General features: G+C 62.5%; 21 protein-coding genes and 1 tRNA gene. 16 read left to right on the top strand and 6 right to left on the bottom strand.

Annotation, left to right across the window (positions count from 1 at the left end; all coding sequences use genetic code 11):
• Positions 1-22 precede the first annotated feature (22 nt).
• Positions 23-808, bottom strand: coding sequence for an FCD domain-containing protein (locus ACRTG1_RS06730; protein ID WP_206544682.1), 786 nt, complete (start codon positions 806-808; stop codon positions 23-25).
• 211 nt (positions 809-1,019) lie between these two features.
• Here ACRTG1_RS06730 and ACRTG1_RS06725 point away from each other — a divergent pair, with 211 nt between their 5' ends.
• The 5 genes from ACRTG1_RS06725 (at position 1,020) to glcF (ending at position 7,225) form a co-directional block, all read left to right on the top strand.
• Positions 1,020-2,420: a DUF3422 family protein gene (locus ACRTG1_RS06725; RefSeq protein ID WP_224873267.1), complete on the top strand. Its 1,401-nt coding sequence runs from the start codon at positions 1,020-1,022 to the stop codon at positions 2,418-2,420.
• 78 nt (positions 2,421-2,498) lie between these two features.
• Positions 2,499-3,995: an FAD-linked oxidase C-terminal domain-containing protein gene (locus tag ACRTG1_RS06720; protein ID WP_206993864.1), complete on the top strand. Its 1,497-nt coding sequence runs from the start codon at positions 2,499-2,501 to the stop codon at positions 3,993-3,995.
• A gap of 76 nt (positions 3,996-4,071) precedes the next feature.
• Positions 4,072-5,280: a glycolate oxidase subunit GlcE gene (gene glcE / locus ACRTG1_RS06715; protein ID WP_432515950.1), complete on the top strand. Its 1,209-nt coding sequence runs from the start codon at positions 4,072-4,074 to the stop codon at positions 5,278-5,280.
• Between the two features lie 43 nt (positions 5,281-5,323).
• Complete coding sequence (locus ACRTG1_RS06710) at positions 5,324-5,704, top strand: DUF4870 family protein (RefSeq protein WP_113154282.1); 381 nt, start codon at positions 5,324-5,326, stop codon at positions 5,702-5,704.
• Between the two features lie 144 nt (positions 5,705-5,848).
• The gene (gene glcF / locus ACRTG1_RS06705; protein WP_432515949.1) at positions 5,849-7,225 is read left to right on the top strand and encodes a glycolate oxidase subunit GlcF; all 1,377 of its coding nucleotides are present in this window, start codon (positions 5,849-5,851) and stop codon (positions 7,223-7,225) included.
• A gap of 187 nt (positions 7,226-7,412) precedes the next feature.
• Here the strand turns inward: glcF and ACRTG1_RS06700 are convergent, their stop codons facing one another.
• On the bottom strand, positions 7,413-8,222 hold the full coding sequence (locus ACRTG1_RS06700; RefSeq protein ID WP_113154280.1) for a L,D-transpeptidase: 810 nt from the start codon (positions 8,220-8,222) through the stop codon (positions 7,413-7,415).
• A gap of 264 nt (positions 8,223-8,486) precedes the next feature.
• Between ACRTG1_RS06700 and ACRTG1_RS06695 the strand changes: the two genes are divergently transcribed.
• The 3 genes from ACRTG1_RS06695 (at position 8,487) to groL (ending at position 11,341) form a co-directional block, all read left to right on the top strand.
• Entirely contained in the window at positions 8,487-9,125 is a 639-nt protein-coding gene (locus tag ACRTG1_RS06695) for a DNA-3-methyladenine glycosylase I (protein WP_206544679.1), read from the top strand.
• Positions 9,126-9,336: 211 nt separating this feature from the next.
• The gene (groES, locus tag ACRTG1_RS06690) at positions 9,337-9,633 is read left to right on the top strand and encodes a co-chaperone GroES (RefSeq protein WP_113154278.1); all 297 of its coding nucleotides are present in this window, start codon (positions 9,337-9,339) and stop codon (positions 9,631-9,633) included.
• 61 nt (positions 9,634-9,694) lie between these two features.
• Positions 9,695-11,341, top strand: a complete 1,647-nt coding sequence (gene groL, locus ACRTG1_RS06685; protein ID WP_206544678.1) for a chaperonin GroEL — start codon at positions 9,695-9,697, stop codon at positions 11,339-11,341.
• 83 nt (positions 11,342-11,424) lie between these two features.
• Here the strand turns inward: groL and ACRTG1_RS06680 are convergent, their stop codons facing one another.
• Positions 11,425-12,468, bottom strand: coding sequence for a calcium:proton antiporter (locus ACRTG1_RS06680; RefSeq protein WP_432515948.1), 1,044 nt, complete (start codon positions 12,466-12,468; stop codon positions 11,425-11,427).
• 312 nt (positions 12,469-12,780) lie between these two features.
• On the opposite strand from ACRTG1_RS06680, the gene fumC reads away from it, so the two are divergent.
• The 6 genes from fumC to ACRTG1_RS06650 all read left to right on the top strand — a co-directional run bounded on the left by fumC (position 12,781) and on the right by ACRTG1_RS06650 (position 18,914).
• Positions 12,781-14,172: a class II fumarate hydratase gene (gene fumC, locus ACRTG1_RS06675; protein ID WP_206544676.1), complete on the top strand. Its 1,392-nt coding sequence runs from the start codon at positions 12,781-12,783 to the stop codon at positions 14,170-14,172.
• Between the two features lie 200 nt (positions 14,173-14,372).
• Positions 14,373-14,756 carry a DoxX family protein gene (locus ACRTG1_RS06670; RefSeq protein WP_113154275.1) on the top strand — a complete coding sequence of 128 codons (384 nt, stop codon included), beginning with the start codon at positions 14,373-14,375 and terminating at the stop codon, positions 14,754-14,756.
• Positions 14,757-14,967: 211 nt separating this feature from the next.
• Complete coding sequence (locus tag ACRTG1_RS06665) at positions 14,968-15,729, top strand: TVP38/TMEM64 family protein (protein ID WP_206547118.1); 762 nt, start codon at positions 14,968-14,970, stop codon at positions 15,727-15,729.
• A gap of 29 nt (positions 15,730-15,758) precedes the next feature.
• Positions 15,759-17,183: a dihydrolipoyl dehydrogenase family protein gene (locus tag ACRTG1_RS06660; RefSeq protein WP_432515947.1), complete on the top strand. Its 1,425-nt coding sequence runs from the start codon at positions 15,759-15,761 to the stop codon at positions 17,181-17,183.
• A 60-nt stretch (positions 17,184-17,243) separates the two neighbouring features.
• The gene (locus ACRTG1_RS06655; RefSeq protein WP_113154272.1) at positions 17,244-18,698 is read left to right on the top strand and encodes a sensor histidine kinase; all 1,455 of its coding nucleotides are present in this window, start codon (positions 17,244-17,246) and stop codon (positions 18,696-18,698) included.
• A gap of 139 nt (positions 18,699-18,837) precedes the next feature.
• Positions 18,838-18,914, top strand: a tRNA-Arg gene (locus ACRTG1_RS06650).
• Positions 18,915-19,156: 242 nt separating this feature from the next.
• Here ACRTG1_RS06650 and ACRTG1_RS06645 read toward each other — a convergent pair.
• The 3 genes from ACRTG1_RS06645 to ACRTG1_RS06635 form a co-directional block, all read right to left on the bottom strand.
• Entirely contained in the window at positions 19,157-21,124 is a 1,968-nt protein-coding gene (locus ACRTG1_RS06645; protein ID WP_432515946.1) for an FUSC family protein, read from the bottom strand.
• A gap of 106 nt (positions 21,125-21,230) precedes the next feature.
• Positions 21,231-21,680 carry an ion channel gene (locus ACRTG1_RS06640; RefSeq protein WP_113154270.1) on the bottom strand — a complete coding sequence of 150 codons (450 nt, stop codon included), beginning with the start codon at positions 21,678-21,680 and terminating at the stop codon, positions 21,231-21,233.
• A 196-nt stretch (positions 21,681-21,876) separates the two neighbouring features.
• Positions 21,877-22,782 carry a LysR family transcriptional regulator gene (locus tag ACRTG1_RS06635; RefSeq protein ID WP_283801713.1) on the bottom strand — a complete coding sequence of 302 codons (906 nt, stop codon included), beginning with the start codon at positions 22,780-22,782 and terminating at the stop codon, positions 21,877-21,879.
• 83 nt (positions 22,783-22,865) lie between these two features.
• Between ACRTG1_RS06635 and ACRTG1_RS06630 the strand changes: the two genes are divergently transcribed.
• Together ACRTG1_RS06630 and ACRTG1_RS06625 are read left to right on the top strand one after the other, a co-directional pair.
• Positions 22,866-23,504, top strand: a complete 639-nt coding sequence (locus tag ACRTG1_RS06630) for a class I SAM-dependent methyltransferase (protein WP_420507039.1) — start codon at positions 22,866-22,868, stop codon at positions 23,502-23,504.
• Between the two features lie 78 nt (positions 23,505-23,582).
• The gene (locus ACRTG1_RS06625) at positions 23,583-24,524 is read left to right on the top strand and encodes an alpha/beta fold hydrolase (protein ID WP_432515945.1); all 942 of its coding nucleotides are present in this window, start codon (positions 23,583-23,585) and stop codon (positions 24,522-24,524) included.
• Positions 24,525-24,599: the final 75 nt, after the last annotated feature.

Genomic DNA, 24,599 nt, shown 5'->3' with positions numbered 1-24,599 from the left:
TCGGCAGGGCCGGTTGGCTTGCTCATTGTTCCGCAACCTCTCCGCCGCGCTGATGGAGACGCAGCCGCGAGATGCGCTGCCAGTCGCCCGATCGCTCGGCCTGAAAGGTGGCTTTTTCGACGAAATCGATATGCGCGACCGCAGCCGCACGCGCTGCCTCGGGATTTCCCGCGACAATTGCGTCATGGATCGCCCGGTGCTGGGCAAGCAGCGTGTTGCGCGCATCCGGCAGTTCGTAAATGCGGGCGCGGTTCAGAAACACGCCATCCGACAGAAGCCGGTAGCAGGCGCGCAGCGTGTGCAGGAGCACGATGTTGTGCGCACACTCGCCCACCGCATTGTGAAACTCGACATCGCAGGCCGCTTCCGCCTCGAAATCCTCAGAAGCATGCGCCGCATCCATGCGCTTCATGATGGCCTGCAGGAGAACCAGATCCTCCGGCGTCGCGCGCCGCGCCGCAAACTCGGCGGCGACGGCCTCCATCTCACGGCGATATTCCAGATAATCGGCGGTCGCCTTGCGATGGGTGGCGATGAGTTCGCGCACCGGCGTGGTGAAAACCTGCCCGATAATGTCGGCCACATAGGTGCCGCCGCCATGGCGGGTGAGGATCAGGCCGCGCTCTTCAAGCATCTTCAGTGCTTCACGCAGGATCGGACGCGACACGTCGAGCTGACGCGCAAGATCGCGCTCGCCCGGCAGCCTGTCGCCATCGCGCAGAACGCCTTCGAGGATCAGCGTCTCGATCTGCCGGATGACGCCATCCGCCGTGCGGGCATGCTCAATTCTGGAAAAAACTGCTTCCACCGGCCCTTGCCGCTCTCGTATGCCGTTTTCGTCTGCCGTTCTCGGCGCTCAAACGCTTTCGTGAGACGGAGAATAACGCAAGCCCGCCAAACTGGTCAATTTCTTTGTCCAATAATTAGACTATCAGCCAATGGCATTCGCGCATTGCGCCCTGTGCAAAGCCGGTAGCATACTTGCGAAAGGTCCATCCTGATGCAGACGGCAAGGCGCAATGAGCCAAAAAAATGGGGAACAGCTTGTCGCGATAGGCGCAGACAAGACAAGGCAAGACAAGACCGGGAAAGACAGGACTGGGGAATCGTCGCTCGAAACACTGGTGACCGGCAGTGTTCTGGGCTTTCCCGCCCATGACGGGCGCGCTGGCGCGCTGGGCGAAGTGCATGCGCGCCCGCACGCGCTTCTGGAAGCTCCGCGGCTGATAATCCAGCTCTCCTTCATGACCGAAGGCGGCTCGGCGGTGGATCAGGCCGTGCTGGCCGATCTGTCGCGCCGGCTTGGCGTGGCCCCGCCACAGACCAATGCGCGCCACCACGCCATGAAGTGGGGCAAGGGCACGCTGCGCTGGGAGCGCCACACGGAATTTTCGAGCTATCAGTGGGATTGCCCGATTTCGCCGCGCACCGGCAAGCCGCTTGAGGAATCCCCCTTCGGCAACGGCTTCAGCCCGCCCGGCACGGCCATTTCCGGCACGCGCGTGGAGATCCGCAAATGGACGAGCGCGACGGAAAAGCTGGTCAGCGCCTTCGATCCGGCAAGCCTTGGCTATTCGGTGGTGGAAGGCGGACGCGCTGCCGTGGCCACGGATTTCCGGCAGGATGGCGACGGGCTGACCCGCATCCTGATCCTCGAAAAGGATCTCGCCCCGGCCCGTATCGGCGCGCTCTCGCAGCGCCTGATCGACATCGAGACCTATCGCACGCTCGCCATGCTTGGCCTGCCGCTGGCGCAATCGCTGTCGCCGCGCCTGCGCCGCATGGAAGACCAGCTGGCCGCGCTGACCGCGCGCATGCGCCAGCGCGACAGGCATGACAGCCAGGAGCTTCTGGGCGAACTGACGGAACTTGCAGCCGAGCTGGAAGCGGACGCCGCGGCCAGCCTCTATCGCTTTGGCGCAAGCCGCGCCTATCACGGCATTGTCGAGGAGCGGCTCGAGACACTGAGCGAAGCCCCCATGGCCGGCTACGAAACCTGGGCCGCCTTTTTGCAGCGCCGCGTTGCGCCCGCCATGCGCACCTGCCGCTCGGTGGAAGAGCGCCAGGCCAATCTTTCGCGCAAGCTGACGCGCGCCGCAAACCTGCTCAGAAGCTGGGTGGACGTGGAAGTCGAGCGCCAGAACCGCGATCTGCTCGCCTCCATGAACCGCCGTGCGCAATTGCAGCTTCGCCTGCAGCAGACGGTGGAAGGCCTCTCCGTGGCTGCCATCTCCTATTATGTGGTGGGGCTGGTCGGCTATGTGGCCAAGGGCGCAAAGCCCGCGCTCCCCGGCATTTCGAGCGAGGTCATCACCGCCGCCGCCGTTCCCGTGGCCGTTTTGTGCATCTGGCTTCTGGTGCGGCGCATCCGCCGCCACCACGCCCGCGAGGACGCCAGCATCGGCACCGAGGCGGATTGACGCAGGCACGCTTTCCAAGCAGCATTTACAGAACCATCAACACACTGGTAAATTGATTGAACCAGTGAGGGAGTTCTGATGTCCGGCCTGAAAATGCCGCAGGCGAATGCGGCAACCCTGAAGAAGCGTGCGGAAATCATTGCCGACATGCGCATCATCGTGCCCGGCGAGGGCGTGGTGGATGCACAGAACGAAATGCGCGCCTTCGAGAGCGACGGGCTGACCGCCTATCGCCAGATGCCGCTTGTCGTTGTCCTGCCCGAAACGACGGCGCAGGTGTCGCGCATCCTGAAATATTGCCATGAGCGCGATATCCGCGTCGTACCGCGCGGCTCGGGCACCTCGCTTTCCGGTGGGGCGCTGCCGCTTGAAGACGCGGTGCTTCTGGTGATGAGCCGTTTCAACCGCATTCTCGACATCGATTACGCCAACCGCGCCGTGGTTGCGCAGCCGGGCGTCACCAATCTGGGCATCACCCACGCGGTCGAGCAGGCGGGCTTTTATTATGCGCCGGACCCCTCTTCGCAGATCGCCTGCTCCATCGGCGGCAATGTGGCGGAGAATTCCGGCGGCGTTCACTGCCTGAAATACGGTTTGACCGCCAACAATGTTCTGGGCATCGAGATGGTGCTGATGAATGGCGACGTGATCCGGCTCGGCGGCAAGCATCTGGATGCCGAGGGCTATGACCTGCTTGGCCTGATGACCGGCTCGGAAGGCCTGCTAGGCGTCGTGACCGAGGTGACCGTGCGCATCCTCCAGAAGCCGGAGACGGCGCGCGCGCTTCTGATCGGCTTTCCCTCAAGCGAGGAAGCGGGCCAGTGCGTGGCGGAGATCATCGGTGCGGGTATCATTCCAGGCGGGATGGAGATGATGGACGGCCCGGCCATCCGCGCCGCCGAGGACTTTGTTCAAGCGGGCTACCCGCTCGATGTTGAAGCGCTTCTGATCGTCGAGCTTGATGGACCGCAGGCAGAAGTCGACCACCTGATCGACCGGGTGGAAACGATTGCCCGCCAGAACGGCGCGACCACCAGCCGCGCCTCCACGTCCGACGAGGAACGCGCCGTGTTCTGGGCCGGGCGCAAGGCCGCCTTCCCGGCGGTGGGCCGCATCTCGCCTGATTATTACTGCATGGACGGCACGATCCCCCGCAAGCAATTGCCACGGGTTCTGGCGGGCATGCGCGCGCTGTCTGAAAAATACGGGCTGCGCGTCGCCAATGTGTTCCATGCCGGCGACGGCAATCTTCATCCGCTCATTCTCTATGACGCCAACAGGCCGGGCGAACTGGAGAAGGCCGAGGATTTCGGCGCGGACATTCTGCGTCTCTGCGTCGAGGTGGGCGGGGTTCTGACCGGAGAGCACGGCGTCGGCGTGGAGAAGCGCGACCTGATGCCGGAAATGTTCACCGAAGATGACCTGAACCAGCAGATCCGCGTGAAATGCGCGTTCGATCCGGGCCACCTTCTGAACCCGGGCAAGGTGTTTCCGCAATTGCACCGCTGCGCCGAGCTTGGCCGCATGCACATTCATCGCGGCCAGATGCCGTTTCCGGAACTGGAGCGGTTCTGAGCATGGCCTTCATGGAATTGTTTGACGCAGGCGCCGGCATCCGGCCCTGCCCGGCCCTTTTCGGGAGTGTGTCGCCGTGACCGTTTTTCTGCCCAACACTGCCGAAGAGGTTCTGGAGACGGTGCGCTGGGCCGTTTCGGAAGAAGCGCCGCTTGAGGTGGTCGGCCATGGATCGAAACGCGGCATCGGCCAGCCGGTGCAGACGGCGCACACGCTCGACCTGTCGAGGCTGACGGGCGTGACGCTTTACGAGCCGGAAGAGCTGGTGCTCTCGGCGCGCGCCGGCACGCCCGTTGCCGAGATCGAGGCGCTGCTTCGCGAGCACAATCAGGAACTCGCCTTCGAGCCCATGGATTACGGTCCGCTTTTTGGCGGAGAACCGGGACGCGGCACGCTGGGCGGACTGCTTGCGGCCAATCTTGCCGGTCCGCGCCGCCTCAAGGCGGGCGCCGCGCGCGACCACGTGCTTGGCGTTCATGCGGTTTCGGGCCGTGGCGAGGGCTTCAAATCGGGCGGGCGCGTGGTGAAGAACGTGACCGGCTACGACCTCTCCAAGGGGCTCGCCGGCTCCTGGGGCACGCTGGCGGTGGCAACCGACATCACCATGAAAGTTCTGCCGGCTGCCGAAACGGAAACGACCTTCTGCATCGCCGGGCTGGACGATGCGGCGGCGACGCAGGCCATGGCCATCGCCATGGGGTCGAGCGCCGAGGTTTCGGGCGCTGCCCATCTGCCAGAAGGCGTGGTGGGCCGCTTCATTGATGGCGGGTTTTCCGGAGGCGGGCAGACCGTGCTGCGGGTGGAAGGGTTCGGCCCTTCGGTTGCCTATCGCATCGACCTTCTGTCGCGGCTTCTGGGCAACCATGGAAGCGCCGAGACGCTCGATGAAGCTGCTTCGCGCAGGCTGTGGCGCGAAATCCGCGACGGCCATCCCTTTGCCGACGGCTCGCCGGCCCCGGTCTGGCGCGTTTCGGTCACGCCGTCGCGCGGGCATGAGTTGGTGGACGCCTTCCGGCGCGCTGCCGGCGCCAATGTCTATTATGACTGGCAGGGTGGCCTGATCTGGATGCGCATGGAAGCGGCCCCCGAAGCGGAGATCCTGCGCAAGATGATCGCTCATCTGGGTGGGGGCCATGCAACGCTGGTGCGCGCGCCGCTTGCAATACGCGCTGCGACGCCGGTTTTCGAGCCTCAGCCGGCCCCGCTTGCCGCCCTTTCAGCGCGCCTGAAAGAACAGTTCGATCCTCAGAAAATCCTCAACCCCGGTCGCATGGATTTCACCTGAACCCGTGATAGATTGCCGCCGAAACGCAACGAGGGCGAAAAACATGAGCGATATGCAACCACAACAGAATGAAGGCCGCAAATCAGATGGCTGGCTCGAGCCGGGGCCAACCAATGTGCAGGTTATCTACATTCTCTATCTTGTCGGCTTCGTGATCGGCATCTCCACCCTGGTGGGCATCGTGCTTGCCTATCTGAACCGCGGCAAGGCAACCGGCTGGGTGGAAACCCACTACACCTGGGCCATCCGCACCTTCTGGATCGGCCTGCTCTTCGGCTTCGTTTCCGCGCTGCTGATGGTGATCGGCATCGGCTTCCTGCTGATGATTGCGGTCGCAATCTGGGCCGTGGTGCGCTGCGTCATCGGCCTGCAGGCGGTGGGCCGCAACGAACCGATCAAGAACCCGCAAAGCTGGCTGATCTAGATCGCCCCTGCGTCCATCCGGACGCATACTAGATCGCCAGGCGTCCATCCGGACGCATAAAGGACGATCCAAACCATGGAGAGAGCATCGGAATAGCCGAAAACCGGTTTCCACTTTTCGGTCTGATGCTCCAGAAGGCGCGCCGTGCAGACCAATTTCACCCCTGAGCAGCTTTCCGATCCGCATGTCGCGGAGGCGGAATCGATTCTGCGCAAATGCGTGCATTGCGGCTTCTGCACGGCCACCTGCCCGACCTATGTCACGCTCGGCAATGAGCTCGACAGTCCGCGCGGGCGCATCTACCTGATCAAGGACATGCTGGAAAATGGCCGGGCGGCCGACCGGGAAATCGTCACCCATGTCGACCGCTGCCTTTCGTGCCTTGCCTGCATGACCACCTGCCCTTCGGGCGTGAACTACATGCATCTGGTGGATCACGCCCGGACGCATATCGAAAAGACCTATCGCCGGCCTTTGTTCGACCGGCTGACCCGCTCCCTTCTGGCGCAGGTCCTGCCCTATCCCGCACGCTTCCGCGCGGCGCTGAAGCTCGCCCGCGTCGGGCGTCCCTTTGCGGGCCTCTTTCGCAGGCTTCCGGGCATGAAGCCTGTCGCGGCCATGCTCGACCTGGCTCCGGGAAGCCTGCCGCAGGCAAAAGATGAACACGTGACCGTTTCGGGAGAGAAGCGTGGCCGCATCGCACTTCTGACCGGCTGCGCGCAATCCGTGCTTGATCCCGGCATCAACGCAGCAACGGCCCGGCTGCTCTCACGCCTCGGCGTCGAGACGGTGCAGAACCCCGAAGGCGAAGGCTGCTGCGGCGCGCTGGTGCACCATATGGGCAAGGAAGACGCAGCGCTTGAAGCGGCGCGGCGCAATGTCGACGCCTGGATGCGCGAGATCGAAGGCGGCGGGCTTGATGCGATCGTCATCACCGCGTCCGGCTGCGGCACCACCGTCAAGGATTACGGCCACATGCTGCGGCTTGATCCGGACTATGCTGACAAGGCAGCCCACGTGGCCGCACTTGCCATGGACATCACCGAATATCTTGCAACGCTCGACCTGCCGGAGCCGATGATCGCGCCCGGCATCACGGTCGCCTATCACTCCGCCTGCTCCATGCAGCATGGGCAAAAAATTACCCGCCAGCCGCGCGAACTCCTGCGCAATGCCGGCTTTGTGGTGCACGAGCCGCGCGAGGGGCATCTGTGCTGCGGTTCGGCGGGCACCTACAACATTCTCCAGCCGGAGATCGCCGCGAAACTGCGTGACCGCAAGGTCTCGAACATCGAGGCCACCGGCGCGTCCGTGATCGCCACCGGCAATATCGGCTGCATGACCCAGATCGGCTCCGGCACCGACACGCCCATCGCGCATACGGTGGAGCTTCTGGACTGGGCCTATGGCGGCCCGAAACCGGCCGGCATTCGCGATGTCAGCGCGCCAGCGGCAGAGACATCGGCAGAGACATCGGCAGAGACTGGGGCCGAGACTGGGGCAATGACTGCCGCTGAATGAGAAAAGGGCGATGCTCCCCCAAGCACCGCCCTTCTCCATGAGCCCGGCAGTCCCCTTGCCAGGCGTCCCCCATTCCTGAGGAGCATCGGAGCAGTCCGATGCTCTAGATCGCCGTGCGTCCATTTGGACGCACTAAGGACGATCTACATTTTTACTGGAGCATCGGAGCAATCCGATGCTCTGCCGGTCAGATAACCACCACTTTGGCGCCGACCGGAATGCTCTCGTAAAGCTCGATCACATCCTCATTGCGCATGCGGATGCAGCCGGATGAAACGGCGCGGCCGATGGTCCACGGCGCGTTGGTGCCGTGAATGCGGTAAAGCGTCGATCCGAGATAGAGCGCGCGCGCGCCCAGCGGGTTGGCCGGTCCGCCCTTCATATGCGCTGGCAGGATGCGCCCCTTCGCCCGCTCACGGGCGATCATTTCGGCAGGCGGCCGCCAGTCCGGCCACTGACGCTTCTGGGAAACGGTTTCCGTTCCCGTCCAGCCAAAGCCTTCCTTGCCCACGCCGACGCCATAGCGCTTCGCCTTCCCGCCCTTCATGACGAGATAGAGAAAGCGCTGCTTGGTATCGACCACGATCGTGCCCGGCGCCTGGCTGGTGCGATAGTCGACGATCTGGGGCAGCCATTTCGGATCGCTCATGCGCCAGGCGCGCTCGCTGGCCCGCGGCGTGTAGGCGACCTGCTGCCCGGGAGCCGCCTGTACGCTGGGCGCGGGCACGACGACACGCTGCCGGTTCGCCTGATAATCGCGGCGGGCATTGGAGCGGCGCGGCGTGTTGCGCGCACGCTGATAGGTCCGATACTCCTGTGCCTGATGTGAGCGCTGGGCGGTCTGAACAGGTGCGCGACGCAACTGCATGACCCAGGGCGCGGAAAGATCAGGACTGACGAGAACCGGCGGCGGCTCCACATAACGGTCCTGGGCATGCGCCCCCCAGGAAAACAGCAGCGCGACAGCAATGCCTGCCGCAGACATCATCGACTTCATGACAAGTTTCTCTCTACCATTCGTCTTTGACTAACGTATCCACATCGTTTGCAGGAAACGGGTGGCGGCGATGAGCAAGCACAACCTAGGCGCTTGTTCGTGTCAGGATGCTGACTCCAAGCAGCAACCGAATGGTGAATCCAGGTCCGTAAAATGCCATGTTTCGTGAAAACCATTTGGCGTGGTTACCGGCACGTTCAGAATGCTGGTGAACTTTGCGTTAAACCGGGCTGATTTCACATTAACCAAAGGATTTCGAGGCAGATGAGCGAAGAGAAGACGGGATTGATCCAGAGCGCCGACGGCAAGACCCGCTGCTTCTGGCCAGGCGAACTGCCCGACTATCTGGAGTATCACGACCGCGAATGGGGTCGTCCCGTGAGCAACGACCACCGCCTGTTCGAAAAGATCTGCCTCGAAGGTTTCCAGTCCGGCCTGTCCTGGCTGACCATCCTGCGCAAACGCGAGAATTTTCGTGAAGCCTTCGACGGGTTCGACTTCGAGCGCGTTGCCCGCTTTACGGAAAAGGATGTGGAACGGCTTCTGGGCAATGCCGGCATTGTGCGCCACGGCGGCAAGATCCGCTCCACCATCAACAATGCGCAGCGCGCCATTGAAGTGTGCGAGAAGGAAGGATCGCTTGCCCGTTATTTCTGGAGCTTTGAGCCGCAGCCGGATGAACGCCCCGACCTCGTCGACTACAAGACGCTCATCGCCAATCCCAAGACCGAGATCTCGACGCGGATTTCCAAAGATCTCAAGAAAAGAGGCTGGTCCTTTGTCGGCCCGACCACGGTCTACGCCTTCATGCAGGCGATGGGGCTCGTCAACGATCACATAGAGGGCTGCGCCTGCCGCGCAGAGGTGGAAAAGGAGCGGCAGGCCTTCCGCAGGCCCGTCTGAAGCGCGATCCCTGCCTGCCAGCCTCCGATAAAGACGGGCGAGCGCAAAAATTGTGTCGCTCAGCCTGATCGAAAATCTTGACTCACCAGCAGGCGCTTACTATCTCAAAGCCGCGTTAGCACTCTCCAAGAGGGAGTGCTAATGACGTGTCCGGCACCCGCCGGACGGAGGAAAAGCCTAATTCATCATCCGAATCAAGGGTTCAGAGAACATGGCCAACACGAACTTTCGCCCGCTTCATGACCGTGTGGTCGTCCGCCGGGTAGAGTCTGAAGAAAAGACCGCAGGTGGCATCATCATCCCGGACACCGCCAAGGAAAAGCCGCAGGAAGGCGAGATCGTCGCTGTCGGTTCCGGTGCGCGTGACGAGGCTGGCAAGCTGGTCGCGCTGGACGTCAAGGCAGGCGACCGCGTCCTGTTCGGCAAGTGGTCCGGCACCGAAGTGAAGCTCAATGGCGAGGATCTCCTGATCATGAAGGAATCCGACATCATGGGCATCATCGGCTAACCCACGCCACCAGATCGAAACGGTAACAGAGTTTCTCCAGAAGCTCAGGAGCTAGAGAAATATGGCTGCAAAAGAAGTAAAGTTCGCCCGCGACGCGCGTGAGCGCATGCTCAAGGGCGTGAACATCCTCGCCGACGCTGTGAAGGTGACCCTCGGCCCGAAAGGCCGCAACGTTGTCATCGACAAGTCCTTCGGCGCACCGCGCATCACCAAGGACGGCGTGACGGTTGCCAAGGAAATCGAGCTTGAGGACAAGTTCGAGAACATGGGCGCACAGATGGTGCGCGAAGTCGCTTCCAAGACCAACGACATCGCTGGTGACGGCACGACGACCGCTACGGTTCTCGCTCAGGCAATCGTTCAGGAAGGCGCCAAGGCAGTTGCCGCCGGCATGAACCCGATGGACCTGAAGCGCGGTATCGACAAGGCCGTTGCCGAAGTCGTCGAGTACCTCTCTTCCTCCACGAAGAAGATCAACACCTCCGGTGAAGTTGCCCAGGTCGGCACCATCTCCGCAAACGGTGAAGCAGAGATCGGCGAGATGATCGCCGAGGCCATGCAGAAGGTCGGCAACGAGGGTGTCATCACCGTCGAGGAAGCCAAGACCGCCGAGACCGAGCTTGAAGTGGTCGAGGGCATGCAGTTCGACCGCGGCTACCTCTCCCCGTACTTCGTTACGAACCCGGAGAAGATGATTGCCGAGCTCGAGGATGCATACATCCTGCTCCACGAGAAGAAGCTCTCCAACCTGCAGGCCATGCTGCCGGTTCTGGAATCGGTCGTTCAGTCGTCCAAGCCGCTCATCATCATTGCTGAAGACGTGGAAGGCGAGGCTCTGGCCACGCTCGTCGTCAACAAGCTGCGCGGCGGCCTGAAGATCGCTGCTGTGAAGGCTCCGGGCTTCGGCGACCGCCGCAAGGCCATGCTCGAGGACATCGCGATCCTCACCGGCGGCCAGGTCATCTCCGAAGACCTCGGCATCAAGCTTGAGAACGTCACGCTCGACATGCTCGGCCGCGCGAAGAAGGTTGCGATCTCCAAGGAGAACACGACCATCGTTGACGGTGCAGGTCAGAAGGCTGAGATCGAAGGCCGCGTTGCCCAGATCAAGGCACAGATCGAAGAGACCTCTTCCGATTACGACCGCGAGAAGCTGCAGGAACGCCTTGCGAAGCTCGCAGGCGGCGTTGCCGTGATCCGCGTCGGCGGCTCGACCGAGGTCGAGGTGAAGGAGCGCAAGGACCGCGTCGACGACGCGCTCAACGCGACCCGCGCTGCAGTCGAGGAAGGCATCGTCCCCGGTGGCGGCACCGCGCTTCTGCGTGCATCCGCTCAGATCAAGGCGAAGGGCGACAACCCGGACCAGGACGCTGGCATCAACATCGTGCGCCGCGCCGTTCAGGCTCCGGTTCGCCAGATTGCTGCCAACGCAGGCGCCGAGTCCTCCATCGTTGCCGGCAAGATCCTCGAGAACGAGGGTGTTACCTTCGGCTACAACGCCCAGACCGGTGAGTATGGCGACATGATCGCCATGGGCATCGTCGACCCGATGAAGGTTGTCCGCACCGCGCTGCAGGACGCCGCTTCGGTTGCCGGCCTGCTCGTCACCACCGAGGCCATGGTTGCCGAGCTGCCCAAGAAGGACGCTCCGGCAATGCCCGGCGGCGACATGGGCGGTATGGGCGGTATGGGCGGCATGGGCTTCTAAGCCAGTCGCACATCGCTACGACAAAAGAGGGCGCTCCTTTCGGGGCGCCCTTCTTTGTTTGGGACAGTCTTTTTGGGGGGTGCTCAGGGCACCGCCGCCAGAAGCACGAAACAGGCGAAGATCACCAGATGCACCGCCCCCTGCATGATCGTCGTGCGGCCCGTGGCGAGCGTCAGTGTTCCGACGAAGAGCGTCAGAACCAGAAGCACGATGTGCTCGGGCTCAAGCCCCAGCGTGATCGGCTTGCCCAGGAACATCGACATGACGGCGATGGTGGGGATCGACAGGCCCACACTGGCGATGGCCGAACCGGTGGCGACATTGAGACTGGTCTGAAGACGGTTTGAGGCTGCCGCGCGCAGCGCCGTCACCCCTTCGGGCAGCAGCACCAGAACGGCGATGATCAGGCCGACAAACGCCTCTGCCAGACCGAGCCCCCGCACGCCCTGCTCCAGCGGGTGCGCCAGCGCCTCTGCAAGCACGATCACCATCAGCAGGGAAAGCGCGAGCATGATGCCGGCGACGGCAGTCTGCCGCCCCGTGGGACGGCTGTGCATCACCTCGTCCACCACGGCAATGTCGACAAAGTCGCCCCGGTGCCGGACCGTCTGCACGAACAGGAAGACGCCATAGAGCACCAGAGAGACGACCGTGACGAAGGCGAGCTGCACGGTCGAGTAATACGGCCCCTTCACCGCCAGCGTGAAGTCGGGTAGGATCAGCGTCAGCGTGGCCAGCGTGCCAACGACGCTGAACGCGGCAACCGCCCCCTGGCTCTGGAAGGACTGCTCGTGATGACGCAATCCGCCAATGAGCAGGCACAGCCCCACCACGCCGTTGAGCACGGTTATCACCGTGGCGAACACCGTGTCACGCGCCACCGTGCTGTCACCCTCCGAGGGCGAAAGCATCATCGAAATGATGAGCGACGCCTCGATGACGGTCACTGCCACGGCCAGAACGACGGAGCCGAAGGGCTGACCGAGACGCAGCGACAGGATCTCTGCGAAATGGACCGATGAGAAAACGGTCGCGATCAGCAGAACGGCTGCCGGAAGGATGAAGTAAAAGCCGCTCTCGCCGATCAGGTGAAAATGTGCCGCAGTCGCCAGAAGGGCGGCAGCCACGGGAGGTCCGGCGGTTCGCCAGAACCGGGAATGATGCTGGTCTTTCAAAACGTCGTCCCCAAGCAACTCATTATGAAACAAAACGAAATTCCGCCTCGCCGGGCGAGACCTTATGGCGCGTGATAATTCATCGCCGGAAAGAAGAGCAATGGACAGTTTGTCAAAATGGCGGTCGATAGCGCACGGCCTGACCGCCAGCCCATTGCCAAATCCCCTCGCCCGCGCCATTAAACGGCAGCACTTTTCGGGCAGAGCCGGATCAGCACCGCTGCCCCCTTCCCGACGCGCGAATTGACAATGGAGCACGATCGCATGTCCAAGACCCGTACCGAGACAGATACATTCGGCCCGCTTGAGGTCGCCGCCGACCGCTATTGGGGCGCGCAGACGCAGCGGTCGCTGGGCAACTTCAAGATCGGCACCGAGAAAATGCCGGTGCCGCTCGTGCATGCGCTCGGCATCGTCAAGCAGGCAGCCGCCGAAGCCAACATCGAAAACGGCAAGCTCGACCCCAAGCTGGGCGAAGCCATGGTTCAGGCAGCCCGCGAAGTGGTCGAGGGCAAGCTCGATGATCATTTCCCGCTGTCCGTCTGGCAGACCGGTTCCGGCACCCAGTCGAACATGAACACCAATGAGGTGATCTCCAACCGCGCCATCGAGATCCTGGGCGGCGAGATGGGCTCCAAGAAGCCTGTCCACCCCAATGATCACGTCAATATGGGTCAGTCCTCCAACGACACCTTCCCCACCGCCATGCACATTGCTGCGGGACGCGAGGCAGCGGAGAAGCTTCTGCCGGCGCTGCAGTATCTGACCGAAGCGCTCGACGAGAAGGCGAAGGCCTTTGACGGCATCGTCAAGATCGGCCGCACACACACCCAGGACGCCACCCCGCTGACGCTGGGCCAGGAGTTCTCGGGCTATGTGGCGGCGCTGAAATACGGCGCACGCCGGATCGAGGAGAGCCTCGCCGACGTCTACGCGCTGGCGCAGGGCGGCACTGCCGTCGGCACCGGCCTCAACGCACCCGTCGGCTTTGACAAGGCGTTTGCCGAAAAGGTCGCCAAGATCACCGGCCTGCCCTTCCGCACCGCCGAGAACAAGTTCGAGGCGCTGGCAAGCCATGGCGCGCTGAACGCTTTCCACGGCATGCTGAATGCGCTGGCAGCCGATCTCTTCAAGATCGCCAACGACATCCGCTTCCTGGGCTCCGGCCCGCGTTCGGGCCTTGGCGAACTGAAGCTGCCGGAAAACGAACCCGGCTCCTCCATCATGCCCGGCAAGGTGAACCCGACCCAGGCCGAGGCGCTGACCATGGTCGCCACGCAGGTGATGGGCAACCAGACCACCGTCAGCATCGCCGCAAGCCAGGGCCATTTCGAGCTCAACGTGTTCAAGCCGGTCGTGGCCAATGCCGTTCTGCAGTCGATCCGCATTCTCACCGACGCCATGCAGTCCTTCGCAGACAATTGCGTGAAGGGCATCGAGGCCGACGAGACCCGCATTGACGACCTGATGCAGCGTTCGCTCATGCTGGTCACCGCGCTGGCTCCGGCCATCGGTTATGACAATGCGGCGGCCATCGCCAAGTCGGCCCACAAGCACGGCACCACGCTGCGCGAGGAAGCGCTCAAGAGCGGCCTCGTTTCCGAGGACGACTATGAGCGTCTCGTGCGCCCGGAACTGATGATCGCGCCGGCCTGATCGCCGCCGATCGCTTAAGCTCTCTCACCGGCCTGAAAACAAAGAATTTTCGGGCCGGTGACCCGCAATGAGATCACGGCGCTCGCGCTCATTGTCGTCTATTTTGAGAACACAGCGTCACCACTGGGGCAGTTTTTCTACACAATCGCGTCGCGTATATCAGCGTCAACGCATCGTTTGAAAAACACGGAACCCCAGCAATGTCCCAGAACGCAATCATCCTCATCGGCCGTATCCTGATTTCGGTCATCTTCATCATGTCCGGCTTCGGCAAGATCACCGATATCGGCGGCACTGCCGGTTATTTCGGCGCGGTCGGCCTGCCGCTGCCCGTCGTCACCGCCTGGCTCGTCGCCCTTCTCGAACTCGTTGGCGGCCTCGCCATTCTGGTCGGCTTTCAGGCCCGCATCGCCGCCCTGCTTCTGGCGGTCTTCTCCATTGCTTCCGGTCTGGTCGCGCATTTCGACTTCTCCGACCAGATGCAGACCATCATGTTCATGAAGAACCTCTCCATGGCCGGTGGCCTGCTTCTTCTGACCGCTTTCGGCTCCGGCGCTCTGTCGCTGGAACGCGCCAGGGCCTGAACCGGCTACAATCCGCATCTCAGGGAGCCCGCTTTCGAGCGGGCTCTTTTGTTTTTGCCGTTATCCCGGTCTCTTCACGGTTCGGTGAGACCGGCGCGAGATCATCTCAAAAGGCAGTGAGACTGTGTATCTTGCGTTGCACAGACCGGTCTCAACACGCATGTACGGCCATACGCCGCACAAAATGCGTAAGCCCCGCGGAGATCGAAAGATGACGGTGATGCAGACGACAGCGAATGACAGGAACGAGAAACCAAAGCGCTCCCTGCTGAAGCGCCTGGCTCCGCTGTTTGTCGTGGCCGGCGGTCTTCTGGCCGGCTATGCGCTGGGGCTGCACGAATATCTCTCGCTCACCTTCCTTTCGGAGAGCCGTGACGTTCTGCGCGGTTTCGTGGCGCAGAACCCGGTTCTGGCGCCGCTCGGCTTTGCCGTTCTCTATGCGCTCGCCGTCGCCTTCTCCTTTCCCGCCGCGTCCATTCTGACCCTCTTTGCGGGTTTTCTCTTCGGCTGGCTTCTGGGCGGGGCGCTGGTTGCGGTTGCCGCCACGATTGGCGCGTCCGCCGTGTTTCTGGCCGCGCGCGGCGCGCTCTCCGGCGTTCTCGCGCAAAAGATCGGCGGGCGCGTCTCGCGCATGGCCAGGGGGTTTGAGGACGACGCCTTCAATTATCTTCTGGTGCTGCGGCTCGCGCCGATTTTTCCCTTCTGGGTGGTGAATATCGCGCCTGCATTGTTCAACGTCTCGTTGCGCACCTATGCAACGGCAACGTTTCTGGGCATTCTGCCGGGCACCTTCGCCTATGCCTATCTGGGCCACGGACTGGACAGCGTTCTGGTCGCCGCAGCTGAAGCCGGGCGGGAAGTGACGCTCGGCGATCTGGTAACGCCGCAGCTAACCCTCGCCTTTGGCGCACTGGCGCTGGTCGCCGCGATCCCGGTCGTGGTGAAGAAACTGCGCCGCTCGCCCGACGCCTGACTGCCCTGAACAAGCAAGAGACTGCCTGAATGACCCTCCTCACTCCCGATATCTGCGTCATTGGCGCCGGCTCCGGTGGCCTGAGCGTTGCGGCAGCCGCTGCCGCCTTCGGCGTGCCGGTCGTGCTGATCGAGCGCGGCAAGATGGGCGGCGACTGTCTCAACTATGGCTGCGTGCCCTCCAAGGCGCTGATCGCCGCGGGAAAGCAGGCCCATCTGATGGGCAATGGCGCGGCCTTTGGCATCGCGCCGGCCGAGGCGGAGGTGAATTTCCGTCAGGTGATGCAGCATGTGGAGGCGACCATCGCCGCCATTGAGCCAAACGATTCCGTCGAGCGCTTCACCGCGCTCGGCGTTCAGGTGATCCAGGAAGAGGCGCGCTTCAAGGACGCCCGCACGGTCACCGCCGGCGATTACGAGATCCGCGCCCGGCGCTTCGTGATCGCGACGGGCTCGTCGCCGCTCGTCCCGCCAATCCCCGGTCTGGAGGATGTGCCCTTCCTCACCAATGAAACGATCTTCTCGCAAACCCGCAAACCATCCCACCTGATCATCATTGGCGGCGGCCCCATCGGCATGGAGCTGGCGCAGGCGCACAGGCGTCTGGGCTGCAAGGTGACGGTGGTGGAAGCGCTTTCCGCCCTCGGCAAGGACGACCCGGAGCTCACGGCCTTCGCGCTCGCCAGGATACGCGAAGAAGGCGTGACCGTGCTGGAACACACCAGGGTCACGCAGGTGAGCAAGCGCGGCCGCACGGGCGTGCGCGTTCATATCGAAGACGCCGATGGCGCGCGCACCATCAATGGCTCACACCTGCTGATCGCCGCCGGACGCACGCCCAACATCGATGCGCTCGACCTCGACAGGGCCGGCATCACGCATGACCGGCGCGGCATCACGGTTTCCGACAAGCTGCGCACGAAGAACCGCCGGGTCTACGCCATTGGCGATGTGGCGGGCGGGCTGCAGTTCACCCATGTGGCCGGCTATCATGCGGGTCTGGTGCTGCGCGCCCTGCTGTTTCGCCTCAATGCGCAAGAGAACCGGACCATCATCCCCTGGGCGACCTATACGGACCCCGAAATCGCCCATGTGGGACTGAGCGAAGAGGAAGCGCGCAAGCACCACCGCAGGATCAGCATTCTGCGCTGGCCCTATTCGGAAAACGACCGCGCCCAGACGGAGCGCAAGACCGAAGGCCTGATCAAACTTGTCACCGACCGCAAGGGCCGCATTCTCGGCGCGTCGATTGCCGGGGCCAATGCGAGCGAGATGATCAGTTTCTGGGCGCTCGCCATCTCGCAAAAGCTCGGCGTGCGCGATGTGGCGGGCTATATCGCCCCCTACCCGACCATGACCGAGATTGGCAAACGCGCGGCGATCACGTATTTCACGGAGACGACACGCAAGCCTCTGGTGCGCGCTCTGGTGCGGTTTCTGCGTCGGTTCGGCTGATCAGCCTTGAGAGCGCCCACGACCAACAAAGCCGCATCCGGCCCGGAGAGACGCTGAGCGATGGCAGAGAAAATGGCGGGCGATACCGGCGAAAAGCCGCGCGAGACCGACACGGTGCCGCTGACGCGCGGCCTCTCCACCAAGCTTCTGGTTCTCACCATCCTTTTCGTGATGATCGCCGAAGTGCTGATCTTCATCCCTTCGGTCGCCAATTTCGGCATGCAGTGGATGATGCAGCGGCTCGAGAACGCGGCCTCCGTGAGCATCATCCTGATGGAAGGCGAAGACGAAAAACTCGCCCCGCCCATCCGCGACGAGCTGTTGATGGCCACCGGCGTGAAAGCCATCGCCGTGCGTGATGCGGATGTCTCCCGCATTCTCGTCGTGACCGACATGCCGCCCATGGTGGACGAACATATCGACCTTGACGCCATCACGCCGACGGCCGCCATCGCACAGACCTTCTCCACCCTTTTCTTCGGCGGCGACCGTGTGTTCCGCATCTACGGAACCGTGGGCGACACGGGCAAAATCTTCGAGATCCTGATACCCGATGCCGGCTTGCGCGACGCCATGCTCACCTATGCGCGCAATGTGGCGTTTCTCTCGCTGATCATCTCGCTCTTCACGGCCACACTGGTCTTCTACGCGATCAACCGGATCATGATCCGCCCGATCCGCGCGATGACGCAGTCCATGCTCTCCTTCGCCGCAACGCCGGACGATCCGCGTCGCGTCATCTCGCCGGAAGAACGCGGCGACGAGATCGGCGTTGCAGAACGCGAGCTGGCGCGCATGCAGTCGGCGCTTCAGAAAACGCTGGGCGAACAGAAGCGGCTTGCCGATCTGGGACTGGCCGTCTCCAAGATCAACCACGACATGCGCAACATGCTGGCCTCGGCCCATCTGATGTCTGACAGGCTGAGCACGGTGGATGATCCGGCGGTGAAGATGCTGACGCCGCGCCTGCTGCGCACGCTCGACCGCGCCGTGATCTACACGGAAGGCGTTCTCAACTATGGCCGCACGCAGGAAGCCCCGCCGACCCGCCGCCGTCTGCGGCTGCATGCGCTGGTGGACGAGGTGCAGAGCGTGCTGCCGCTCGAAACCGATGACCGAATCGAATTCGTGAATGCGGTGCCGGAGGATTTCGAGATCAACGCCGATTCGGAACATCTCTTCCGCGTGCTGGCGAATCTCTGCCGCAACGCGATTCAGGCGATGGCGGGCGACAGCGAACCATCCGTCATCAAGCGCCTGACGGTCGCTGCCGACCGGGAGGACCACACGGCGCGAATCCATGTGACCGACACCGGCCCCGGCCTGCCGCAAAAAGCACGCGAAAACCTGTTTGCGCCCTTCCGCGGCTCCGCAAAAAGCGGGGGGACCGGGCTTGGCCTGGCAATTGCACAGGAATTGGTGCGGGCGCATGGCGGCGCGCTGGAGCTTGTGGAAAGCACTGGCGGACATACGGTTTTCGCGATCAGCATCCCCGATCAGCCGCGTCTGGGCTGACCTTAAATGACGCTAATTGGACAAGCTGTGCAGATATCCAGAAAATTCCTTCGATAGCGCTTGCAATTCTACGCCGCACTCGCTAGTTAACCGCGGTCGGCGGCAGCGAACACTGCTTCGACAGTCGCCAAGGCGGCACGCGCCCGTAGCTCAGCTGGATAGAGCACCAGACTACGAATCTGGGGGTCAGAGGTTCGAATCCTTTCGGGCGCGCCATTTCCTTGAGAAATCGATACACGACTAAGTGCCGCGCAGCATTGCGCTGGACAGTCCGTCTGTTCGATTGTTCGCCTCCCCAATCCGCACAAAACACCCCGCTTCGCATCGCGAAAGCACGGCCTGTCTTTTGAGACTGGAAACAAGGCGCTCTTACCGCCCTACAGCGCGCAATCAGGGGAGCGTGCGAACAAAGTCGCGCCACTCCCCTGACCGGCTCTCAGAGGCGCCCTGTGCGGGCGTTACGCGGCTGCGGGGGCTGCCTGCCCCTTCGCACCCACATCTTTCTTCTCCATGAAACCATCGATCTGGTCGAAGGCCGCGCAGATGTTCGAAGCGAAGGCCATGAACGGGTCGCCATTCACTTCATCCTTCACGATGCCGGCGCAGCCGTCCGGTTTGCTTCCAGCGATTCTGGCTGCGAGCGCATCGACAATGGCTTCCTGATTCTCGGCCACCGTATATCTGGCTGACCATGCGCCGATACCGTCGCAGACGCGCTCCGCACCCGTTACGAGCGGGTACCATGCAGCGGCCTCGGGGCCCGCCGGGGCGGGTTCGAGCATGGCTGCGTTGATCTTCTTGCGCATCGCGGCAAGCGCCACATAGGCCTGCCGTTTTTTTGCGCCGATCTGGGGATCGGGCTGCGAAGCGTTCACAGGCTTCAGGGCGAGAAGATAGGCGGCGATCTTTTCCCGCGCGCTCTGGAAGCTGCGCTCCAGCTCATGCGAATGCGTGCGCGGCCAGATGAAGTAGCCGAACACAAGAATGATCGCTCCGCCAATCAGCGTGTCTACCAGCCGCTGCAGACCGTAATCGGTTGTGCCAGCGCCCGGCGACGTGATGTCGATGAGGATCAGCACCATCGGCGTGGCCACAAATGTCGCCATCCAGTAGGCGCGCTGCGCCGCCCACGGAAGAATGCCTGCAAGAACCGCCAGAACGCAGACCAGCGCGATGCCTTTCGGGAACAGGGCAAAGGCAGCAACCCCGACCAGTACGCCCAGAACCGTTCCGATGACACGGTGGACGGACCGGACGAAGATGGAACCCAGATCGGGCCTCAGAACGATGATGACCGTGAGGGGCGTCCAGTACCAGTGATTGCCATCGTTCACCCAGCGGGTGGCGAACGCGATGCAGACGCACAGCGCCAGAACGGCAGCGGACCTGATGGCCTCGTGATCGAACTTCAAAGCCTCCGCGAACCCGACGCGCTTCGACACGGAAACCGCGCCCGAAGCCACGTGTGGCGGCGCGATTTTTTCTGAAGAGCCTGCGCTCCAGTACATCGCGGTGAAGTGCTCTACCGAACGGCTTAGCAGCGTATCGGCGAATGCGCCGTCGGCGGCCGGTGCAGGTTTTTCATCGCGCACCAGCGCTGCGAGACGCTTGAGTTCATGCGCAGCCTGCTCAAGGTTATCCGGCTTGTTCGACGCCAGCGTCGCGGTGAAAATGCGGCTGAGCCCCTGAAGAACGGACGACTCCCAATCGAGATGCGCCGAAGGCCGCCCATGCTGATGATAGCGGCCGGAAAGCAGGCTGGCGAAGCCCGTGGACATCTTGTCCGTGATCGTCCGGCGAATGGTTTCCTCTTCGGCGGCTTCGGCATTTTTGGAACGCGCCAGCGCAAGCCTCGAAAGCCCTTCAAGCAGGTTGGCGACCAGAACGATGAAGGGACGCTTGCGGAAGAAAAGCGCCTCCACGCCGAGCAGAACGGCGTAGAAGCCGCAGCCCGCGAGGAAATAGGCAGCCGGCTTCCAGAAAGGCGCAATCGCGGGAAGCGCGATAGCGATACAGCCCATGAGCAGCGCCTGAACCAGAGCGGAAGCGAGAACCGATCCGTAAGAGCCGATGAGCCCGACCACAAACGCCACCACGGTCATTGCGGCGACGACAAAGGCCCAGTCGAGATGCCCCACATAGCCCAGAAAAAAGCCAAGCGCTCCGATCGGCGCGATGATCGCAACCTCGCGGAACCGTTCGATATAGGGGCTGTCCTTCTCTCCCAGACACAGGCCTAGAGCGCCAAGCGACATGACCATGAAGGAGCCGGCGGAGCCCGACATGATCCCCGCCAGAATTGGCAGGGCCACGGACAGGGCGGCCCTCAGGCAGCGCCCGATGGGCCAGTGCGCCGGCTTCAGGCGCGTCAACTCACGAAGCCAGGAGTTTGGCCGGGTCTGCGCCGCGTGCGATCGTGTCGACATTTCTGGATTCCCGTGCGTTTCAATGCATTTGGCAGCGAAGGCGCGCGGGATAAAAACCGAAGACGACGCCCTTCCTGCAGCGGAGACAGTTCAAGCGAAGATCGACTCAGCTCTTTGAAGGCGTCGTGTCTTTCTTGGTGATGAAATAGGGCAGATGCGCCTGGAGGACGTAGATCAGCACGGCCGCAGCCCAGCTGAACATGAGAATGCCGCTGGCCGCCGCCATCGGACCGACAAGCCGGGTTTCGCTCATCTGGGAGGCGTCGCCGAAGCCGAGCGTGGTGTAGCTGACCAGCGCGGAATAGAAGCCATTGCCGAAATTATCGACCAGGCCGAGCCAATAGAAGAGCAGCCCCCATACCGTGACGGATGCAAACAGCGCGACCGAAAGAATCAAATACATGATCGTCAGGGAGAACGATAAAAACAGGTTCCCTTTTTCATCAAAATCCGACTTCAGCGCATAAACCACCTTGGCGATGATGATCGTCGCCAAAAGATGGATGAACATCGAAATGAGGCTGACGATAAAACCGACCGTAAAATCAAAAACCATGGATTGAAATACCTTATATTAAAATACAACCATCAATATAACCCATCTATATGTTATTATTCATAGAATAAGAATTTCAAGTGAATTCCATGGGAAAGTAACAGCCGGCGCACTGATTTCCCCGAAAATCACCCCGGGACCACCGGCTTTCAGGCGTTTTCGGCAGGCGTTTTCGGCAGGCGTTCCCGGCAGGCGTTTAACCGGCTGATTTTCTGGCTTCGCGCGTGATGCGCTCCAGTTCCTGCGCCAGAATGTCATAGACAAGCCGGATGCGTTTGCTGGTGCGCAGTTCGCGGTGGGTGACGAGCCAGACCGGAAAGCGCACGGCCTCGAGCGCGGGGAACAGCTCGACGATGCCAGAGGCGCGCTCGGCGATCTCGCGGCTCATCAGGCTGACGCCCTGCCCGCGCCGCACCAGCTCCCAGATGACCACCGAGTTCTTTGAGACCAGCCGAAAATCCTCCGCGCCAATCTCGGCTCCCACGCCCCTCAGGAATGCGGCGAAACGCTCCGCATCTTCGTAGCCGACGAACGCGTGCGGCGCGATGCCTGACACCGCACCGGGATGACCATGTGCGGCAACCCAGCTCTCGGAAGCATAAAAATGCGCCGTGCTTTCACAGACGAGCCGCCCGATCAGGCCATCCTCTTGCGGCCGCACATGGCGGATCGCGATATCCGCCTCCCGCCGCCGCAGATCGCTCAGACTGTCGCTTGAGATGACGGCAATGGTGATCTGCGGCGCTTCACGGCGAATGCGCTCCATGATTTCGGGCAGGATATAGGCGGCATAGGTGTCGGTCGCTGAAATGCTGACACGCCCGGCCACCTCTTCCGCCCGCCCCGAAGCGGCGACACGCATGGCGAGCGCGGCCTCGCCCATGGCGCGCACATGCTCCAGCAGGCTTTCGCCCGTTTCCGTCAGAACCAGCTTCTTGCCGACCCGCTCGAACAGGGTGACGCCCAGATCCGCCTCAAGCTGCGCAACCTGTCTGGAAAGCGTGGGCTGCGTGAGCCCCAATTCACGGGCCGCAGCGGAAAGAGAGCCTGTCTCCGCCGTGGCGAGAAAGGCGCGGGCGCGGTTCCAGTCAATATTCGTCATGCAAATATGTATATTGGATCTGCAGTGTTCCGCAATTTTCAATTTTTGCGCATATGATAGGGAACGCGCCAAAGGAGACGATCATGTTTCGCACTGCCGACAATGCGCGTTTTTGGGATCGCATCGCACGCAAATACGCCAGCGACCCCATTTCAGACATGGGTGGATATGAACGGACGCTGGAGCGTGTGCGCCATTATCTGCGGCCTGGCGACCGGGTGCTGGAGTTTGGTTGCGGCACGGGCACCACGGCGCTCAAACTCGCGCCTTCGGTTGAAAGCCTGCTGGCGACCGACATTTCCAGCGAGATGATCGCGATTGCGCGTGAGAAGGCCCACAGCGAAGGCATCGGGAATGTGACATTCGAGGTGGCCGCACCTGAAAGCGCGGACTGGCCGGCGGAAAGCTTCGACGCCGTGCTTGGCTTCAATGTCCTGCATCTTCTGGAAGACAGCGGCCGCGCGCTGGGCAACATCCGCCATGCGCTGAAACCGGGCGGGCTCCTCCTCACCAAGACGCCGTGCCTCAAAGACATGAACCCGGTCTTTCGCGTCGTCGTGCCGCTCATGCAGATGGTTGGCAAGGCCCCGCATGTGGACTTCCTGTCTGCTGCGGAGGTCGAAAAGCTGCTGAAAAGGGCTGGCTTCGAGGTCATCGAATGCGCCTATCATGCATCTAACGGCCGTGACGCCCGACCCTTCATCGTGGGGCGCAGGCTTTAGAACAGGGCTTATTTCTGGACCACCCGCCCCCAACCGGCTAACCATCCCGTTTGAGAGAGTGTGGCGGGGCCGGCGATCATGAACCTTGTGCACAAGACCGACAGCCAGAACACGGCCGGATCAGACCCGGATCGCGGTGTCCGCACGGACATTGGCGGTTACAGGCTGAACAGCCTGCATCTGGGCGCTGACAACGCCGACCTTCCGCCCGTCGTCTTCATCCACGGGGCGAGCGCCAGCCTGCTCGACCCGCTCTATTCTTTCCGCACTGCGCTCGAAGGGCGCGCACGCCTTCTCTTCATCGACCGGCCCGGCCACGGAAAATCCGACTGCGGGCCGGAAAGCCTCATCCTGCCGGACGGACAGGCCGAGGCAATTGCGGCGCTGATGACCGCACGCGGCATCGAGAAGGCAATCATGGTCGGCCATTCCTATGGCGGTGCGGTCGCTGCCGCCATGGCGCTGAACCACCCGGACAGGCTCCTTGGAACCGTCTTTCTTTCGCCGGCTCTCTATCCGTGGCCGGGCGGGATTGCCTGGTATTATCACGCAGCCGGAAACCCGCATCTGGGCAGCCTGTTCAGCAGGCTCATCGTGCCGCTGGCCGGACGGCTTTCGATCGGCAGCGCCGCGCGCGGCGTCTTTGCGCCCAACCCGATGCCGGACGACTATCTGCACGCCACCCGCGCCCATGAAGCAATTGAGCCGACAGCGTTCCGGCACAATGCCCGCGAAATATGCGCCCTGCTTGCCTGGACCGAACGCACCCACGCCCGCTACCGCACCATCAAGACGCCATCCGTCATCATTACCGGTGCAATAGACGATGTGGTCTCGCCCGACATTCATTCAGAGGCCCTCGCCCGCGACCTGCCCAGCGCGGAACTGCTGCGCGTGGAAGGGCTTGGCCACAAGCCCGATTATCACGCGACGGATCTGGTGGTTGCCGCCATCGAAAAACTCGCCGGCCAGACGCGCGACCTGAACACCCTGAAAACGGAAGTCGAGCAGCGGCTTTAAAACCCTCCTCCATCCCCTTTCCCGTTTTGCACAGCGCTGTCAGCAAACTGACATGCTTGCGTAGCGTGGCTGTCA

Origin of the sequence: Nitratireductor sp. PBL-C9 (genome assembly GCF_050877045.1) — a bacterium.
Taxonomy (GTDB): Bacteria; Pseudomonadota; Alphaproteobacteria; order Rhizobiales; family Rhizobiaceae; genus Nitratireductor; species Nitratireductor aquimarinus.
This window is presented reverse-complemented; position numbering and strand designations above follow the sequence as displayed.